At 49.6% G+C, this 18,461-nt stretch carries 16 protein-coding genes; 1 reads left to right on the forward strand and 15 read right to left on the reverse strand.

The window, feature by feature from the left end; genetic code table 11:
- Positions 1-83 precede the first annotated feature (83 nt).
- Positions 84-1,223 carry a THUMP domain-containing class I SAM-dependent RNA methyltransferase gene (locus H1230_RS22120; protein ID WP_154117828.1) on the forward strand — a complete coding sequence of 380 codons (1,140 nt, stop codon included), beginning with the start codon at positions 84-86 and terminating at the stop codon, positions 1,221-1,223.
- 89 nt (positions 1,224-1,312) lie between these two features.
- Here H1230_RS22120 and H1230_RS22125 read toward each other — a convergent pair whose 3' ends face one another.
- The 15 genes from H1230_RS22125 to H1230_RS22195 all read right to left on the reverse strand — a co-directional run bounded on the left by H1230_RS22125 (position 1,313) and on the right by H1230_RS22195 (position 18,432).
- Positions 1,313-2,137: an aldo/keto reductase gene (locus H1230_RS22125; protein ID WP_239712036.1), complete on the reverse strand. Its 825-nt coding sequence runs from the start codon at positions 2,135-2,137 to the stop codon at positions 1,313-1,315.
- Between the two features lie 169 nt (positions 2,138-2,306).
- The gene (locus tag H1230_RS22130; RefSeq protein WP_154118172.1) at positions 2,307-2,546 is read right to left on the reverse strand and encodes a YuzB family protein; all 240 of its coding nucleotides are present in this window, start codon (positions 2,544-2,546) and stop codon (positions 2,307-2,309) included.
- Position 2,547: 1 nt separating this feature from the next.
- Entirely contained in the window at positions 2,548-2,850 is a 303-nt protein-coding gene (locus H1230_RS22135) for a HesB/IscA family protein (RefSeq protein ID WP_239712037.1), read from the reverse strand.
- A 149-nt stretch (positions 2,851-2,999) separates the two neighbouring features.
- A complete protein-coding gene (locus H1230_RS22140; protein ID WP_239712038.1) occupies positions 3,000-5,102 on the reverse strand; it encodes a 3-keto-alpha-glucoside-1,2-lyase-like domain-containing protein in 2,103 nt (700 codons plus the stop codon).
- Positions 5,103-5,120: 18 nt separating this feature from the next.
- Entirely contained in the window at positions 5,121-6,476 is a 1,356-nt protein-coding gene (locus H1230_RS22145; protein ID WP_239712039.1) for an FAD-dependent oxidoreductase, read from the reverse strand.
- Positions 6,477-6,511: 35 nt separating this feature from the next.
- A complete protein-coding gene (locus H1230_RS22150; protein ID WP_239712040.1) occupies positions 6,512-8,113 on the reverse strand; it encodes a response regulator in 1,602 nt (533 codons plus the stop codon).
- Positions 8,088-9,836, reverse strand: coding sequence for a sensor histidine kinase (locus H1230_RS22155; RefSeq protein ID WP_239712041.1), 1,749 nt, complete (start codon positions 9,834-9,836; stop codon positions 8,088-8,090). The genes H1230_RS22150 and H1230_RS22155 overlap by 26 nt, the downstream gene beginning before the upstream one ends.
- Positions 9,837-9,918: 82 nt before the next feature.
- Positions 9,919-11,277, reverse strand: a complete 1,359-nt coding sequence (locus H1230_RS22160; protein WP_239712042.1) for an ABC transporter substrate-binding protein — start codon at positions 11,275-11,277, stop codon at positions 9,919-9,921.
- Between the two features lie 136 nt (positions 11,278-11,413).
- Positions 11,414-12,250 carry a carbohydrate ABC transporter permease gene (locus tag H1230_RS22165; protein ID WP_239712043.1) on the reverse strand — a complete coding sequence of 279 codons (837 nt, stop codon included), beginning with the start codon at positions 12,248-12,250 and terminating at the stop codon, positions 11,414-11,416.
- A gap of 23 nt (positions 12,251-12,273) precedes the next feature.
- Positions 12,274-13,212 (reverse strand): carbohydrate ABC transporter permease, encoded by a 939-nt coding sequence (locus H1230_RS22170; protein WP_239712044.1) that lies wholly within the window; start codon positions 13,210-13,212, stop codon positions 12,274-12,276.
- A complete protein-coding gene (locus tag H1230_RS22175; RefSeq protein WP_239712045.1) occupies positions 13,205-14,578 on the reverse strand; it encodes an FAD-dependent oxidoreductase in 1,374 nt (457 codons plus the stop codon). The genes H1230_RS22170 and H1230_RS22175 overlap by 8 nt, the downstream gene beginning before the upstream one ends.
- Before the next feature lie 475 nt (positions 14,579-15,053).
- Complete coding sequence (locus tag H1230_RS22180) at positions 15,054-16,262, reverse strand: M14 family metallopeptidase (RefSeq protein ID WP_239717480.1); 1,209 nt, start codon at positions 16,260-16,262, stop codon at positions 15,054-15,056.
- A 237-nt stretch (positions 16,263-16,499) separates the two neighbouring features.
- The gene (gene racE / locus H1230_RS22185; protein ID WP_275590928.1) at positions 16,500-17,306 is read right to left on the reverse strand and encodes a glutamate racemase; all 807 of its coding nucleotides are present in this window, start codon (positions 17,304-17,306) and stop codon (positions 16,500-16,502) included.
- A 215-nt stretch (positions 17,307-17,521) separates the two neighbouring features.
- Positions 17,522-17,944 (reverse strand): YtxH domain-containing protein, encoded by a 423-nt coding sequence (locus tag H1230_RS22190; RefSeq protein WP_239712047.1) that lies wholly within the window; start codon positions 17,942-17,944, stop codon positions 17,522-17,524.
- Positions 17,941-18,432: a hypothetical protein gene (locus H1230_RS22195; RefSeq protein WP_239712048.1), complete on the reverse strand. Its 492-nt coding sequence runs from the start codon at positions 18,430-18,432 to the stop codon at positions 17,941-17,943. The genes H1230_RS22190 and H1230_RS22195 overlap by 4 nt, the downstream gene beginning before the upstream one ends.
- Positions 18,433-18,461: the final 29 nt, after the last annotated feature.

Here is an 18,461-nt window from a genome sequence, read left to right on the forward strand (position 1 = left end):
CATTGTGAAGTATCCCGCATTCACCTATACTTATTGTACAGGCTATTCGTATTTATCTACAAGTTAAACGGAGTTGATCACACTTGAGCAAATTTCAATTAATCGCTACCGCCCCTATGGGTTTGGAAGCTGTCGTAGCACGAGAATTAAACGAACTGGGTTATGAGACCACGGTCGAGAACGGACGGGTATTGTTCAGCGGTGATTACATCGATATTTGCCGCTGCAATTTATGGCTGCGCACATCCGATCGCGTATTAGTTAAAATGGGCCAATTCCCGGCCAAAACATTTGATGAGCTGTTTGAAGGCGTTAAAGCCATTGATTGGGAAGACTGGATTCCGGAGAATGGAGAATTCCCGGTTGAAGGACGGTCACATAAATCCCAGTTGACCAGTGTACCTGCTTGCCAAGGGATCGTCAAGAAAGCCGTCGTTGAGAAGCTGAAGCTTTCTTACAGTACGGACTGGTTCCCTGAAACTGGACCTCGCTATGTCATTGAGATGATTCTTTTGAATGATATTGCCTTAATCACCCTTGATACTACTGGTCCTGCGCTGCACAAACGCGGCTACCGCCGACAGGCAACGGAAGCTCCGCTGAAGGAAACCATGGCTGCTGCCCTGATCCAGATCAGCCGCTGGAACGGCCATCGTCCCCTGTACGATCCATGCTGCGGCACAGGTACATTATTGATCGAAGCCGCCATGATCGCCTGGAATATCGCGCCAGGACTTCGGCGTTCGTTCCCGTCTGAGCATTGGCCGGATATTCCACAGCGTCTGTGGGAATCCGCCCGGGAGGAAGCCTTCGACGCCGTGCGTGATGATTATCCCCTACAGCTGACCGGCAGCGACATTGATCCTGCTGCCATCGAGCTTGCGGAAGCCGCCGCCAAAAGTGCTGGCTTATCCGGTGAAATCACCTTCAAGGTTGGCGCTGCCGCCAAAGTAAGACCTCAAGGCGAATATGGCTGTATCATCACCAACCCGCCATATGGTGAACGGATCAGCAGCGAAAAAGAAGTCGAGAAGCTGACCCGCCAGTTTGGCGAGATGATGCTGTATCTGCCGACCTGGTCTTTCTTCGCCATTAGTCCCTACAAGGAATTTGAGCAGTATTACGGCCGCAAGGCTGATAAACGCCGCAAGCTGTATAATGGGCGAATCGAATGCCAGTATTACCAATACCTTGGCCCGCTGCCGCCGAGAAACCAGAATTAATCTCTCCAAAAAATATTAAGAAAAGCCTTAGACTCTGTGCTCTGCACGTGGTCTAAGGCTTTTTGGCGTTACAGCTGGCCCGCAGCTTTCTAGAAGAGCAGCTTGTCCGGATCTGTACCTATCCGTTCACCGGCATCCAATCCGCTTACAGCGTTCACTTCAGCTTGCGACAGCTCGAAATCGAAGATTTCGCTGTTTTCTTTAATTCTGGAAGCTGTGACTGATTTCGGAATGATGACAATCTCATTCTGAAGCCCCCAGCGTAAAATAACCTGTGCAACCGTTTTGCCGTATTTTTGGGCAATCTCTATCAACAGTTCATTCTCTTGAAGTCTGCCTTTCATGAGCGGAGCCCAAGCTTCGATCTGTATATTATGTTGTACGCAAAATTCATGCAGTTCCTTCTGGATAAAGCGGGGATGCAACTCTACCTGATTAACCGCTGGCACAGTGCTGCTGTCCTTTAGTAGCTCCTCTAGATGGTGAATCTGGAAATTGCTGACCCCAATGGCCCGGACACGGCCTTCTGATTGAAGACGCTCCAGCGCGCGCCAGGTTTCCTTATATTTGTCTTTTCCTGGCCAATGAATTAAATACAGATCAATAAAATCAAGTCCCAGCTTCTTGCTGCTAGTCTCGAAAGCGCGTAGTGTCGTATCGAACCCTTGATCTTCATTCCAAACCTTAGTAGTGACGAAAAGACTGTCACGTGCCACACCGCTCGTGGCAATGGATTGACCAACTTCCTCTTCATTGCCATATACCGCAGCGGTATCAATACTCCGGTACCCTATCTCAAGTGCGGTGGATACTGCATTAGCAACTTCTTTACCCGCCGCTCTATAGGTACCCAGTCCAAACCAAGGCATGTTAATCCCATTGTTCAAAATCTTCCCATCGGTAATATGCTTCATAAGATTCCATTTCCTCCTGTGTGTAACTGATTTTTACCCAATCTATTAATTATACCACGCTGATCCGTTCTATCCAAAAGCGGACCTACTCCTACAAACGCAAAACACCTCCGCACAAAGCTGTGCGGAGGTGAAGTGACTGAATCATAAGTGTGATTTACAATTATAATTATTTCTGAACAGCTGGATGCTTGACGAAAGCTTCCACTTTCTTCAGTACTTCATCCTCAGTTGGAGCACTGATATAACGGCCGTTAATAAACACGAAAGCCCGTTTGCCGCATGGGCCGCAGTATGACTTACAGCCGATCTTGATCTCGGCGTCAGGCGCCATCTTGCGCAGCTTCGGCAAGATGCTCTTCATACTCATGAAATTACATTCATCACAAACTTGAATATCATTAGCCATGTTAGTGGTCGCCGTTATTCCCTTTAGACGGATTAGTAATAACAAAACCTTCCTCCGGCAAGTAGAGGTAATCGATCTTTACGCCGTCAAGTAAAGGTTGATTCGGATCTAGAATAACATCGATTTCCTTATCTGTGGAGACTACTACATCATTCTTCTTAGGCGTGTCCAAATCAAGACCGTAGTGGGCATGATCTCCGTGGGCATGCGTAATCGTGACGCGCAGCTTCAATTCGCTGTTTCCTTCAAGCTCCATCTGTTTCTTTATCACTTTAGCCGCATTGCGGGTAATTTTGACATTCATCTTCATTCCATCTCCCGACACCTTTAATTTAAATACTCAATAATTTATTTTAAAGGAACATCGGTCATAAAAGCAACTACATTGCTGAAATAGATAGCAAGGAGCTGAATAAAGGTTCTTCAAAATTCATCTTCCGTTCAATTCACAGATTACTGGATAACCTTCACATCGTCTATCCGAGCAGCGCTTGTATGCATTCGGATGCCTATTTTTCCTCCAGCTGGCTGGACCGCCGTATCCGTCCACTGAATCAATTGGACACCTCCAACAAACGCTGTGATTATATTGCCGTTGACCGCCACCGATACATCGGTCCACTGGCCGGGAAGAACGGCAACAGCAGCGCTGCTTACCATTGTCAATGTGCCGGCGGTTTTTTTGTACAATTCCACCTTGTCCAACGCGTCGTTCAATCTGAACATGTAATAATTGGAGGCATCCGCATAGCGGAACACCAGCCCCACGTTACCGGTAGCTGTCAGCAGTTTAAGTCTGGCCGAATACGTATAATCTCTCCAGGAGGCATCGCCAGCATAGGCCAGCGCTTCACCCGACGCCAAGCTTTGGGACAGCCCCTTCGTACCGTCATCCGCCACACTCCAGGTGCCTCCGGAGGTTGTCCAGCCGCTATAGTCATTGTCCTCGAAATTATCCTGAAACAGCGTAATCGGCTGCGCTACCGTGCCCTGAAATTCGAATGCTCCGATATCCGGCACGCCGTTATAGAGCGTATTATGGAAGTAGTCAAGGCCTCCGTTCGTAGCAATCGCCACACCGGTATTTATCAACGGTGACGACGACGCCAGCTTGTATCCATCTGCCGAATTGAGACCCGTCGCTGTGTTGGGACTCACGAATTTGGGATCGCCAACAATTTTGTAAGGATCGCTCGGGACGCTTGAATTGAGTCCGTAGAAGCTGTTGTGGTCATATGTCATTCGTGGACTGTTCGTATACTGTCCGCTCGCACCGTTATAAAAAATATTATTCGAATAATACGCCATCCCCGTATTGCTGGCATGGGTCAGCGCCTGGTTCTGTGTTCCCGAACGGTAGATAACGTTGTTGTAGACATACAGATTTCCGCCGCCGCTGATTAAATTAAACGCCCCGTTGCCGTCCAGATCATTCTGGCTGATATTGTAGCGGAAGATATTATTATCCGTATTGTTCATGACCAGCAGCGTGCCGCCCTGATTGTCGTGGCTGTAATTGTATTGATAAATACTCCCGCGCACCTCGACGTCAAAATCCCATGGCTGGCCGTCTCCCTCCAGCTTCCGAGTGTCAGAAGCCTCGTTATACTGGAATACCGCGCCGGTTGTATAGTAGGCCCACTGCGCCGCGACCACGGCAATATGATCCAGGTAGCTGACAACGGAGGTATCCACGTTGCAGGCTTCCCCGATAGATCTCGTCGTATTGTATTCGATCAGCGGCGAAACGCTGGCTCTGACCAGAATACCGTCCCGATGTATTTGTTCCACATCATTGCCCCGGATAACCACATTCCGGAAAGCATCGAATTTATGTGTCCAGGCGCTGTTAGAAAAAGCGTCCGTCATCGTCTGGATACCCGTATCCGCCACGTTTACAATGGTGTTGTTTTCGATCAGGATGCCATCCCAGGTGCTTTCTGGAGCCGTGTTTGCTCCCCTGGCATAAATATTGATGCCGCCTGTTCTGCGGTCGGTACCAAAGACATCGTGAATATTGAGATTTTTGATATAAATATGCCGAAAGTTCCCCGCTCCCGTTCCTTCTCCGACCACAAGGACACCGCTTCTTCGCATATCCGTCGCCTGCTGGCCACTTGTAATTTCCAGATTATTGATCTCCCAATAAGATACATTTCGCAGGCGAATCCCGAAGCCTTCACCGTTTACGGATGTATTGCCGAAATGAATCACCGGCTTGGAACCTGTCCCGTAACGGTCCACCGTAATCGGGCTTCCTTCAGTGCCAGAGCCCAGAAAATCAAGATACTGATTGCTCCACACCTCTCCTGCTTTTAGAAGAACGCGGTCGCCGGGGCCAAATGTAACGCTATTCACCTTGCTCAGTGTCTTCCATGCTGTGATTTCACTCGTGCCTGAGGAGCTGTCGCTGCCAAGCGAAGAATCGACGTAATAAGTGGTCCCTGCGGCTTCTGCAACCGGACCAAGCGTCCCTGAAACCAGGCTGAACAGCAGAAAGGTTATCATACCCAGCAGGGGTAGGGTCATTCTGCCCGACTTTCCTTTTCTATTCATCAAATCACTCTCCCCAAATTAGTTCTGCGTTGACAAAGCCTCGCCCAGCCAGGCTCCTTGCCGAATCAGCTCACGTTGAAGCTCAGCTATATTCACTTTCCGGCTCAGGCTATCCGCTCCGGATGCCATGGCTGCCGCCAGCCCCGCCGCCTGGCCCATCGCAAAACAATTGGGCATCACCCGCAGCGATCCCTGCACGACCCGGTCTGACGAGGCTGCGCGTCCCGCCACCCAAAGATTGTCTAAACCAAGCGGCAGCATGCAGCGATAAGGTACTCCATGAGATTGCCCAGGGGGCAGATGATGAATATGCATCGCACCGCTGCTGCGTGCCATATGGATATCGATAAAATAGGCATTACGCGCGATATCATCCGTAAATGAAGCCATATTCATGAAGTCTTCCTGTGTCAGGACGTAGTCGCCGACAATCCGTCTTGTTTCACGGATACCGATCTGCTCTCCGGTAGACACAAGATGGGCTTGTTCAAATCCAGGAACATATGCTCGAAAGAAATCCAGCTGACATCTAACCAGTTGACGCCCTTCAAGGGCTCCTCGAGTCAAGTCCTCTGCTCTGGAACCGTCTATGCCGAACACATGACCAAAGTTTACCCCGACCAGATAATCGGCGATCCAGGCCAACCCAGAGACGGAATCCCGGCCTTGTGGCAGATTCCCCTCAGCTTGGGCTTTTTGGACCGCTTGGTGAATTTGCTCAGTGTCACCGCTTTCAATTAGATACTGCGCAAACCGAGGCCGATCCACATGGGTCAGCAGATAACACATGGTGGCGGCTTGCAGCTCGCCTGCTTCTCCGCCTTTATGAAACGGTGCGCCTGCCAAAGCCGCGAGATCGGCATCACCTGTAGTATCGATCACCGTTTTCGCCTTAATGACACTTCTGCCGGATTTGTTGACAACCACGATTCCCTCGACTCTGCGCCCGCCTTCGTCCATCACAGTCTGGCTTGCGATCGTGTGCAGCAGCACCTCCGCTCCACTCTCTGTTACGGCTTCGTCATACACCCGCTTCAAAACCTCCGGATCGATGGGAACCCAATCCAGTTCAGCACCGAAACGTTCTTGGAAGTCGGGCTCGCATTGCAATTTCATTCGCTCCAGCAGTTCCAGCCCGATTCCCCGTATAATCGCCTTCTCTCCATCACTGTATGGACAAAAAGCAGGAACAAGGGCGACGGTGCCCATTCCTCCCAGGAAACCACGCTGCTCAATCAGCAGGGTCCGCGCGCCGGACCTTGCCGCCGAAATAGCCGCGGCAACGCCAGCAGGCCCACCGCCAGCAACCAACACATCTACTTCCTTCGAAATAACCAGTTCTTCCGCCGGTAATCTCAGTGTATTTCCACTCATATTTTTCCCCCTTAACGGTAATTTCGGACAACTTTTCATTCCTCCGGGCTGTCATTTTCAACAGGGTAGATCTTGTATTCGCTAGGGCTCTTTCCACTGTACTTCTTGAACACCTTGGAAAAATAGGCGCGGTCGGAGAAGCCGAGGGTATACGCAACATTCTCGACGGTTTCGTTACGGCGCCCCAGCATCGTGATCGCCATATTCATTTTGTACTGATTAACGTAATCGGTAAAATTGATACCCGCTAATTTTTTGAAATATCTGGAGAAATAGCTGGCATTCAGATGCAAATGTTCCGCCATATCGACTGAAGTCACGATCTGGTCGACATGCTCCGCAAGAAAACGATCAACAACCTGTAACCTCATATCCTTCTCCTGAGAGAGGATAGGCGCAATCGTATGCTGCCCCCACAAATTCCGCAGTTCCCGTTTGGTCAGTCGGGCGACCTCATCAATATGGACTGTTTGTTCCAGATGGATGAAGAAATTGTCCTCCGCATACCCATTGACCTCAAAAGCCATCTGGCGGACAAAGTTTCCGCAGATTTCCTTCACCAGACGGGGGAGCAGCATCTCCGAGGAGACGTGTTGAATCCAAGGATTAACGGCCAGATCAATCCATGCGGCATTGTATTCCTCCAGCGACAGTACCAGCATACCCCGCTCCTTATCCCCTCTCCATTCCGTCGTTTGTTGGAAATGAATGTGGGATTCTAAAGCGGCCACCGGCTTGGTCGAGGTGTAAAAGTTCGAATCACGAGCTTCTATTAACATCTTATACAGGGTATCGAACTCCCGGACTGGAACCACATCCTCCGAATAGAAACCGCGCACAGAGATCTTTAGATATTGCTCTGCCTTTTCCCGCACCGATTCCATAAATTGAACCAGTTCGTTATCCAGATAGCCGGGGCCTGCAACATTCCAGACTAAAAAAATATCGGCGTCTTTGGTCATAATTGGCGTGATGGAGGTCAGGCCGGCTGACAATTCCATGGCAATATTGTTCACGGCAAAATGAATCAGCGGCATATCCTTATACTGGTAACGCTCAATCACGGAAGCCGCGTCGATATGGATAAAGCCTTGACGAAAAAAAGGAAGCTTCCAGGATATCCCCAGACGTTCGCCAAACTGAAGCGTGTTCTCCCAATTCGCTCCAGACAGCAGCTGTTTCAGGAAGCTCTGCTTCAGCACCTCCTTATTACGCTCAATCGCCTGCCGGAACAAATACCGCTCCAGCAATTCCTCATGACTTTGAAAACGGCTAATCGCCTTGCAAAGACTGGCCTTCAGCTGTTCGGGAGATAACTCGTCCTTTATGAGATAATCATCAGCTTCCAACTGGAAGGCCCGCTTCGTATAATGAAAATCCTCATAGCAGGTCAAAAAAATAAGGCGCACCTCCGGTTTCGTAATGCGGAAGGCATCTGCCAGTTCCAGACCGTCCATACCGGGCAGTCCAATATCGATGATCACCAGGTCGGGCAGTTCGATATGAAACTGCTCCAGTGCCTGCTCACTACTGGATGCGGAGGCGACTAGCAATAGATCCAGCCCAAGCGGCTGCAACAAATATTCTACATATTCCAGCATGGGAACATCATCATCGATCAGCATTAAAGTCATCATAAGGGACCACCTCCTTGACATTCGTCACCGGAATGCAGAGTGTAAAGACCATGCCCCCGCCAGTGCGTGCTTCTGCGCTCAGACGCGCCCGATAACCGTACAGTACCTGCAGTCGCCGTGCCGTATTAATAAGACCTACACCCTTATCAGGCCACTGCGTCTCATCATCCGGCCCGAGCAGCCGACGGTTCAGGCGATTGATCTTATCCTCTGTCATCCCCCGGCCATTATCACCAATTCTAATTTCCAGCATATCGTTCACAAGAGAAGCTTCCAATGTTATGACCGGGTGGGTAGGACGGGCAGAGAACCCATGACTAATTGCATTCTCAACAACAGGTTGGAGCAACAGTCTTGGCAGCATGATCGATTCCGTCGCCGAACCCAGCAAGCAATCAAAGCCAATATCCAGCCGGTTACGGATTTGCATCACTTCCACATAACTGCCCAGCACCTTGCACTCCTCGGCTAGCTCGAGCGGCTTGTCGACATGAACATAAACCCGCAGCAGCTTCATCAAAGAGTCAATCATTGAGCCATGGGAATGGTCTCCGGCAAGCAGCAAATCCACTTTGATTGAATTCAGGGTATTCAGCAGAAAATGAGGCCGGATCTGTGCCGCCAGTGCCTGAAGCTCAAGCACCCTCTTCACCTCCTGCTCACTCTCCACCTGCTGCAGAAGCTGATTAATATCATCCAGCATCTGATTGAAGGCGGCGGACAGAACAGCCACTTCATCCTTGCCCTTGACCGGTATACGCACAGCACGATTGCCGCCAACGTACTGTTTGATACTCGTGCGCAGCAGGCTGATCGGTTTATTCATGTATCCAGCCCACAGCATGGACAGAATCAGAAATGCCAGGAAGAACAGACCCACTAATGATGTGGACACCAGAAACTCACGGTTGATATGGCTGTCAATGGAACTGCGCGGAGTTTCACTAGACAGCAGCCAGCCCACCTTCGGAATCTGAACCTCGCTCACCAGCATATTTTCCACAACCTGTGATTCGTGCTCTCCCTTGAGAGCGATCATTCTTCCCTGCTGATCATGCAGTGAGAGGATATTGGCGGGGTTGCGCGTATCCAGCAAATTTTGAAAATAATGATTTGGAATCCCGATGAACAGCGTCGCCAGCTGCTCATGATTCCGTGGGTCGGTAATGAAACGCGCAGCATAATAATATTCTGGAGCGGAATTGACAACACCGACGGGAAACCACTGCAGCACCGTCTTTTCACTCTCGTTAAGCTTACTGCTCTCTTGCAGGAACCGCTCCGGCATCGCCGAGAAGACGGGAAGATCCAAATTACCCATAATGATCTTATTCTCGCGGTTAACCATCATAATCTTCAAGTCTGCATCCAAGGACTGCACGGACAGAATATTAGCCATGGACTTTAGCTTGGCATAGTGGCTGTACACTTCATAATTCCCAAAATTCTTAGCATCTTTTAAATATCGCAAGCTTTCCAGCACATCTGGATCATAAGTCTCAGAGAAATAAACAGAGACAAAAGAGATGCTGTCAACCGTTTTTTCAATTTGATTAGCGATAACCGTAAGCGTCTCTTCATTGGAACGTATGATTTTATCACTCACATTTTGTCTTACGGAAGTGTAAGACCAGAAGGTTACGACGATAAAAGGCAGCAGAATAAGGATCAGGAACGAGAACTGCAGTCTACGATGGAAAGAAAAACGGCTTAACCATTTCATAATGTATCCATCCTTGTCCTGAAGTATAGAATTAACGTTCCTATTATAATCCATATCGCTGCCACCAGTATCAAGTTAAACTTTATTTATTGGACTCTACAACCTTTTCAACTTCCTTCGTCATTTCTTGCTTAACCTCTTCAAACTTGCGGTTATCCAGCATGTAGCTGGTAAAACCGTTCTCTACAATCGTTTTCAACTCGCTGCCATAAGGCACACTGAAAGTATCCGGCATTTTAATACGGGTATCGAACAGTGTTTTGGACAACGAAACCGTATCGATCAAGTTCTCATTTTCTCCGAAAAATTCCTTCACCAATGCTGCTCCGTCCACACCTTTGAAGGCTGGAATTTCTTTCGTATATTTATATGACTCCTTGGACATCCATCTGATGAAATCATACGCGGCTTCCTTATTCTCCGATTTCGCGCCCATGGCCAACCCACCACCAGCGATGTTCGTCATCCCGATATCTTTTGAATCCACTGACCGCGGTAGAGGAGCATACATTGTCTGGAACTCGTGCGGGAATTTCTCCAGATTCAGAGTTGCTCTAACTGCATAGCTAGGTACAGCCAACATAGCGGCTTTTCCGGCAAAAAATTGCTGCAGTACATGATAGTTGGAAGCGAGCACATCCGCATAGGGTTCTACACTCTTGTCCTCCTGCTCCATAACGCGGCGAAGATTGAAGAAGTACTCAAAGGACGGATCATTAAAAATCGGCTTCAATTCAGCATCAAGCTGTGGATTCGGGCGTTCCGTATAAGCGATAATATCCGCATATTCTCCCCAGGTATGAAAGTACGTTCCGTAATGTTCTTTCGTTGTCAACTTCTTGGCATAATCGCGGAAGTCATCCCAAGTCCAGCCCATTTCGGGCAGTGTAAGTTTGGCTTCTTCCAAATAATTCTTGTTGAAGATCGTAAACCACTGCGTGGAACTAGGCATAAGGCCATATACTTTGTCATCCAGCTTCAAGACCTTGAAATACTCATCCTCCGGCTTTACGTTCTCCTTCTCAAAGTAAGAGTTAAGCGGTTCCACAACTCCGCGGGAAGCGCGTTCCATCAATTCATCCTCATTACCGGTCATAAACACATCGACCACTTCTCCGCCGGCAACCATAATATCCAGCTTCTTCATGAAATCGGTGCTGTCGCTATTCTGAACCAGCGAAACATATTCCACTTCCACCTTGTCCTGTACTTTGTTATACGCCTCAACAGCTTGAAAGATCGGCTCTTCCGGCTTGTCGGATTTGTACGTATAGAATTTGATCTTCGCTTTACCTGCAGGTTGGTCGGCATTGCCGCCTTCAGTGGCAGTCGGATCGGCCGACCCATTTGTCGCGGCAGAATTATTGCCGTTGTTCCCTCCGCACGCACTGACGGAGAGAATCAGGATCAAGCTGACTAACAATAATGATAATTTCTTCAAAGCAATACCCCCTCGTATTGGTTGCTGCAGGCTCATTATACTATCTAAATCTGGCGTACACCGTGTACAGTATTGCGGTGTACGCGTACACATTTTTGACCTTTGGATATTCAATTTCGTCCTTGGCGGATAGTAGCTAGCCTTTGACTCCACCAATCGAGATCCCTTCAATCACCTGCTTCTGCAGCACCAGGAACAGCACAAGCAGTGGAACAATTGCCGCGACGGAAGCCATCATCATGACCGAAATCTGTGTGCCAAACTCTTCTTTAAAAAACTGCATGCCCAGCGGAATCGTATACAGTTTCGTCGAATTCAGCATAATCAGCGGTCCCTGGTAATCGTTCCAGGTCCAGATGAATTTGATAATGCCCACCGTAGCCAGTATGGGCCGGCTGAGTGGCAGCACGACGCTCCAGAATACACGGAAGAATCCGGCACCGTCCAGCTCGGCGGCTTCCAACAGGTCATTATGGATGCCAACCATAAACTGGCGCAGCAGAAACGTGAAATAACTGGAGAACATGCCCATCAGGATTAACGCGGCATGGGAATCGTATAGCCCCAGCTCTTTGATCATAATATAACGCGGAACTAGCGTCGCCTGCTCCGGAATCATCATGAAGGCAAGCATTAAGGTGAAGACCATGCCCCTGCCTTTAAAATTCAGTTTGGATAGCGCATAACCGGCCATGGCAGAAATGACAATAGTAGCCAGTGTTGAAATAACCGCTATTTTGATGGAATTCATATAAAATAAACCAAAAGATATATCTCCCATCCACACGGTCTTGAAATTGTTGATAAAGTTCCAATTCTCCGGAATCCATTGGATAGGGAACGTCCAGACATCCTGCTCCGTTTTGGAGGCGGCAGACAGCATCCAAATTAGCGGCAGAAGAAAGAATAACGAGATAACGGCGAACAGGATAGTCAAAATAACGCTGCCAGTCTTTAATTTTCTCTTAGTCATTGCATGTGTTCCTTTCGTCGGGACTAATAATGGACTTTCCGATTCTGTGAAATCCAGGTAATGGACGTTACGAGCATGATGATGAGGAACAGCACCCAGGACATGGCCGAGGCGTAGCCCATTTTAAAGTGCTCGAATCCTTCCTCATAGATTTGGTACACGATTACCGTACTGGAATAATTGGGTCCGCCGTCCGTCAGGAACTTGATCATATCAAAGATTTTGAATGAAGAGATGGTGCTTGTAATAGCTAGGAAAAAAGTAGTTGGGCCGAGCAGCGGCATCGTAATACGCCGAAACTGCTGAATGCCGGTTGCGCCATCAATCGTTGCGGCCTCATACAATTCTTCCGGAATATTCGTCATTCCGGCCAGAAAAATAATGATCTGATAGCCTAACAGCTGCCAGACATAAATAATCATAATCGCAATCAGCGAGTAGCTGGTATCTACCAGCCAGCGCGGCGGATCGGAAATACCGATCTGCATAAGAAGTTGGTTGAAGGGGCCTTTAGATGGATGATAAAGCGCTTGCCAAACTGCGGCGATCGCCACCGTCGAACAGATATAAGGTACAAAAAAAGCCACTTTAAAATACGCTTTTGCATACAGCTTCTTATGGATAACCGCAGAGAAAATAACGCCCAGCAGCATCGTCAGCGGCACCGTGCCGATCGTGAACAGCACATTGTTCTTCAGCCCCTGAATAAAGCGATTATCATGAAACAGATTGATATAGTTATCCAATCCAATAAAGTGGATGGCGGATAATCCCCCCACCAGATTCCACTCGGTCAGGCTTAGAACCAGACTGAACACAAGCGGAAACACCGCAATAACCAGCATGCCGATCACTTCAGGTGCTATAAAAATCCAACCAGCCAATTGCTCCCGCTTTTTTCGTGTCCAGAATATTTTGGGTGGCGCCTCGGCCGTTTTGCGGATCATTGCATGTTCACTCATTGTGTTCGCTCCCCACAGACTTGGGCTGTAATTCTGGTAAATATGCGCCTTCTTCCCGCAAACGCCCGCGCAGCAGTTCAACATTGACGGCATGAACGTCACCGTCGTTGTGTCTGACGGCCAGTGCTGCGGCCAACCCCGCTGCTTCTCCCATGGCCAGACAGACTGGCATTACCCGGACGCTGCCCAGTACCCTGCGATCGCAGGAAATGGAACGGCCGGCTACCAGTACATTGCGCAGCCCAAGTGGCGTAAGGCAGCGGTAAGGTATCCCGTGCGATTCCCCCGGCCCGTAAAGCGTAATGGACAGGCCCGACCCTTCGCCGCACTGCTGCTCTGTCTGTGTACCGTGCACATCGATGAAGTAGCTGTTGCGGCAGATCTCATCGCTAAAGCTTCTGCGGGAAATGTAGTCTTCCGCCGTCAGGATGTAGTCACCGGTAATTCGCCGTGATTCACGCGTTCCAATAAGTGTGCCTGTACTCATGACAAATGCATTGCCAAAAGCAGCGGGCTGGACAGCCGCGAGCATATCCCGGTAGTCCGCCGCCATCTTGCGGCCCTGAATCAGCGCTTCTGATACCGAGAACGCATTGGTGTTGTCAATTCCCCAAAGATGACCGGCATTGAAGCCTACAGCGCGTGGAGCGACCATATTGTTGCACAAATGGGTATCCGGAATCCCCGGGTAATCCCCCGACCGGACGACTTCATGTATCGGGCTCTGCAAGTTGTCCGCATGCAAATTTGGACCATTCAAATAGGCGTAATCGTCCACGTTGCCAAGGATGAAGCAATGGGTGGCTGGCTGAAGCTCGCCGGTATCTTCATCTCCCTTGCGATAGTCGGCCCCTGCCCATGCAGCGACATCGCCATCACCTGTACAGTCGACATAAACCGCTGCCTGGAACGCCTGCAATCCACCCTTATTCAGGATAATGAGTGCCGTGATGTTACCTTCAGCATCTCTCTCCACATCCGCCAGCATGCTCAGGAACAAGACATGCGCGCCTGCCTCCGATACAAGATCGTCATAGACTCTTTTGAGTTTCTCCGGATCGATCGGCACCCAATCCAGCGCGTCCTCCTTCACATGCGGCATCTGTGCTTTCAATGTATCGAACACCTTCGCTGCAAGTCCCCGGTAGATCACTTTCTGCTTGTCAGAGAATGGGCACCAGGCGGGCACTAACCCGGACGTTCCCATCCCACCAAGACTTCCGGTCGCTTCGATCAGCAGTGTCCGCGCTCCTTCTCTTGCCGCCGCGGCCGCTGCAGTACAACCCGCCGGTCCTCCTCCGACTACAATGACATCATAGGAGGAATAAAGCGGTAGTTCTTTGCTCTTCAGCGTATAGTTCTCCATATGGGCCTCTCTTCCTGGCAGACAGCTTTATTGTTATTGCAGCCGTCCGCCACTCTTCTATGTAACTTATTGTAACAAGAGAATTTTTGGAGTACGGTATAGCTTTCATACGCCTTGATGTGCATTATTTTGACTATCCGTATAGCAAACCTGAATTTAAAGAAGAAGAGGCTGTCCCATAAACTATGAAATGGCCATGGACCCACTACCTACCAATGTATTCAGAAGAAGATATCCCGAGCCAGCACCCCAAAATGCTAACCAAAGTCATTATTCACGCCTACACTCAGCGCATGAAGATGTCCTCGAAACCGTGTTTACCGCCGCGTTGCAGTTCTTGGCTAACGAAAACGAGCCAGTCTCCAATAACCCGGAGACTGGCTCGTTCTTTAGCTTTTAAGGCTTTGAAGTACAAAAAGCTCTCTATTCAAAATATCTACTTTTGAGACAGCCGCTTCTACGAGAAATATTATGTTCACTTTAAATTCGAGAGGATATTCGCCAAAATAAGTCCGGTCTCCAGCGCCATATCTTCAAAATCAGCAAGCGGTAGCGGATTTTTGCCGATGCCCAGCTCCACAGTGAAGCCGGGTCTGCGGAAACGCTGAATGAACCAATCCTTGTAACCAGCGTCACTGCCGGTCAACTCAACCGCCTTGTACCCGCTGGCCGCTGCCAGACTTAACGCAAGCTCCTTGCTCTCAGGTGGTTCATACCCTCGGTAATTCCAGTAAATCTCTCCCCCCTGGCTATGCAGGGATACAGCAGCAGTGCCGGGAACCTCCTCCGCTAGTTGAGCCAGTGCGGCGGCTTCCGGCTCACTGAGCGGAGCGGGTCCGCTGTAGTCACGTGGAGCCGGCCCAGGCACTCCCCGTCGGGTCCGCTCCTCTTCCCAGTGGGCCGGAAACTGGTCACCTAAATCCACTCCGTGGATATTGGCCTTCCAGTGCCGGAAGCTGCGCCGTCCACCATTCCATTTCATCAGTTCCTCATAAAAAGGATGGCCAGATAGAACACCCTCCTGCACCAGCTCCACACCATCAGGATTGACCATGGGCACAGCCCAGATCGTCCAATTGCTGTACCATTCTTCAGGATGGTGGCCATTCCAGGCTTTGCCTTCAGCATAAGCCGCCGCATACTGCTCTATAAATGACATCAGACAAGGTGCAGTCAACCATTCATTGGCGTGCAAGGCGGCGTTCACATGGAGATGGCGGGAACCGTTGCCGATCTTCAGCAAGTGAAGCGGCTTGCCTAATACGCTTGTGCCGACGCAGTCTTTTTGAATAAAAGGATACTTGTTCTGCAGCTTCCCAATATCTGCTTCGACCTCGACGGGTCCGTATTCACCACGCAGATATACCTCTGTCCGGGGTGCGGCGAGAGGTATAACTAGCTCTTTACCGGGAACGCACAAACGTCTTGAGGTCACCCCCGGATTCAGCCTCTCAAGCTCATCCACGCTTACGCCAAACAGAGCGGAAATGCTCTCCGCATCGTCCCCCTCTTGCACAGCATAACGTTTGCGCGGGGCGGAAGGCAGGAACAGCATTTGTCCCGGGAATAAATAAGGCTGCCTGCTAGCCCATGGGTTTCCTTGAACTACATGCTCCGGCGTTAGTCCATGCCTCGCGGCGATCCGGCTTACGGTATCTCCATGATGGGCAATATATTGCTGCATAGGTCTCATCCTCTCGGCCCTCTAGTTGCCGTCATCCACTGCCTTCAGCCGGATACTTCCGTGAAGACAACGGGACACAGCCCTCAAATCTATTGTATGCAGACCCTGGGGTCTCGCATGAAAGAATCAAGAACGGTGAACAATAATACATAACAAGACCGGAACATCGCTGTCCCGGTCTTGTTATGTACAGCTCTATTAGGGGTTTGTCCCTATTCAATTCGTCACTGATACTGTCTATAGTGTGGATACTTGCCATACGACAGGCGTACGTTTGATTTGCTCTCCCAGCCAATCCCGGGCAATTCTCTGGAACATTTCAGCATCCCCACTGCAGAAGAACTGGTGTATGGGACTCTCATTCCCGCTGGCCAGCTTTCCTTTGTCGTACAGGATCGTGCTGATTTCGCGTGCTGTCTCATCGGCAGAACTGATCAGCTTTACTCCTGGACCCATCACTTTCCCGATTGGATCAATTAAAAAAGGATAGTGGGTGCAGCCCAGAATTAGTGTATCAATAGATTCATACTTGATCCCGTTTAGGGATTCTGCCACGGCGATTTGACTTTCTTCCGAGCGAAACATCCCCTGCTCCACAAGTGGAACAAGCGCTGGGCAAGCTTGACTAACAACTTGAACAAACGGAGAAAGCTGCTGCAATGCCACTGTGTAAGCCCCGCTCCCAATTGTTCCGACGGTGCCGATCACACCGACCTGTCCGCTTTTGGTGGCGCTGATTGCCGCACGAGCACCGGGATGAATCACTCCGATTACGGGTATGGATACCTTGGTAGAGATATAATCAAGAGCTGCCGCCGTTGCCGTATTGCAGGCGATAACAATCATTTTAGGATTGAATTGTATTAAATAATCCACGATTTGTTCGGTAAACAACTTCACTTCCTCGGTCGAACGGGGTCCGTACGGGGCTCGAGCAGTGTCTCCGAAATAAATGATTTTCTCCCTTGGGAGCTGTCTCATCACTTCTTTGGCAACCGTCAATCCTCCCACACCTGAGTCTAATATTGCTATTGCTTGCTGCACGAACACACCGCTTCCTTCTACTTGTTTTGTGTAGCTTATGTAAGGCTTATAGAAAATGTACCTAGCTTTAAGCCCCAATTGCAGATAATACTCCTTTTACTCCTTCAGTTCAAGGCCAAACAGGTAGAGCCGCCTTCCGCCCGATGCGAAAAAGCGGCCCCACTCTAAGAGAGCGTATGTTTTGGAATGAGCAAAAAAAGCGACAGCACACTGATTTATAGAATGCCGTTATTATCCTTGTCATCCACATCAGTGTTATTTACATCAGTGTTATTTACATCAGTGTCATTTACATTAATGTCATCAGCCTCAACCGTAATAACAGATTCCTCAGTAGTAATTCCACTAACCACAAGTTTATCTTCTTCATCTTCAGCAGATGTACATTGTTTAGTCCATTCCCGAACTTCCTGCACAACTTGTTCTACGCTCTCTTTAGCTTTGCTATACAGTTCGACGCTCTTATCTCCTGCCTGTGTGGCAATTTCCTGTGCCTTCTCGAGTGTCGAAGCAGTTCCTTCCGCAATATCTTTACGCAGCTCTTTACCCGGTTTAGGGGCGAACAGCAAAGCTGTCACTGAACCCACTACACTTCCGACGACAGCTCCCCACAGCAAGCTTTTTGTATCCTTCTTCATCGTTTCATCTCTCCTTTTAGATTCATTGTGCCCCCAGCAGGGTGAGAGTCCGAGTTCACGCCTTGAGTTCGCGATCGCAAGGCCTGCCATAAGGAGAACCCGGCATCCAGAGTGCGCAGCGTGATTTCCAGATCGTGTTCATTCCGTTTGTGGGCCCGCTTTAGCGTCTCAGCAGCGGATTGGGTACACTTTCGGCTTACCTCCCGAAGTTTATCTCCCGCTTCAGTCAAAGAGTCCCCTGCACGCCCTAGCCCCGCAGACAGCGGTCTTAGCTCCTGCAGTCTTTCCTTGGCTTCTTCTGCTGTTGTTGACGTTGTCTGCAGCGTGCTCTTGATATCAGCAGCCAAAGCAATGCTCAGCCCTTGTAGATTACTTGCCAGTACCCGCAGCACTGACAATGTCTTCAATACGGCTAGCGTCAACAACACGACCGCAACACATAGAATGCCAAACCCGATCACCATGACTATGTTTATCCAGTCGTCCATGGCCTTGCCTCCTCTCCCACCCAACCAGG

The organism is Paenibacillus sp. 19GGS1-52 (assembly GCF_022369515.1).
Taxonomy (GTDB): domain Bacteria; phylum Bacillota; class Bacilli; order Paenibacillales; family Paenibacillaceae; genus Paenibacillus_AQ.

Excerpts from the sequence above, each read along its gene's own strand:
- H1230_RS22175 (WP_239712045.1), bottom strand. The coding sequence starts at position 14,578 with ATGGAGAACTATACGCTGAAGAGCAAAGAACTACCGCTTTATTCCTCC.
- H1230_RS22190 (WP_239712047.1), bottom strand. The coding sequence starts at position 17,944 with ATGAAGAAGGATACAAAAAGCTTGCTGTGGGGAGCTGTCGTCGGAAGT.
- H1230_RS22135 (WP_239712037.1), bottom strand. The coding sequence starts at position 2,850 with ATGAATGTCAAAATTACCCGCAATGCGGCTAAAGTGATAAAGAAACAG.
- H1230_RS22180 (WP_239717480.1), bottom strand. The coding sequence starts at position 16,262 with ATGCAGCAATATATTGCCCATCATGGAGATACCGTAAGCCGGATCGCC.
- H1230_RS22155 (WP_239712041.1), bottom strand. The coding sequence starts at position 9,836 with ATGAAATGGTTAAGCCGTTTTTCTTTCCATCGTAGACTGCAGTTCTCG.
- H1230_RS22125 (WP_239712036.1), bottom strand. The coding sequence starts at position 2,137 with ATGAAGCATATTACCGATGGGAAGATTTTGAACAATGGGATTAACATG.
- H1230_RS22170 (WP_239712044.1), bottom strand. The coding sequence starts at position 13,212 with ATGAGTGAACATGCAATGATCCGCAAAACGGCCGAGGCGCCACCCAAA.
- H1230_RS22130 (WP_154118172.1), bottom strand. The coding sequence starts at position 2,546 with ATGGCTAATGATATTCAAGTTTGTGATGAATGTAATTTCATGAGTATG.
- H1230_RS22145 (WP_239712039.1), bottom strand. The coding sequence starts at position 6,476 with ATGAGTGGAAATACACTGAGATTACCGGCGGAAGAACTGGTTATTTCG.
- H1230_RS22150 (WP_239712040.1), bottom strand. The coding sequence starts at position 8,113 with ATGATGACTTTAATGCTGATCGATGATGATGTTCCCATGCTGGAATAT.
- H1230_RS22140 (WP_239712038.1), bottom strand. The coding sequence starts at position 5,102 with ATGAATAGAAAAGGAAAGTCGGGCAGAATGACCCTACCCCTGCTGGGT.
- H1230_RS22165 (WP_239712043.1), bottom strand. The coding sequence starts at position 12,250 with ATGACTAAGAGAAAATTAAAGACTGGCAGCGTTATTTTGACTATCCTG.
- H1230_RS22195 (WP_239712048.1), bottom strand. The coding sequence starts at position 18,432 with ATGGACGACTGGATAAACATAGTCATGGTGATCGGGTTTGGCATTCTA.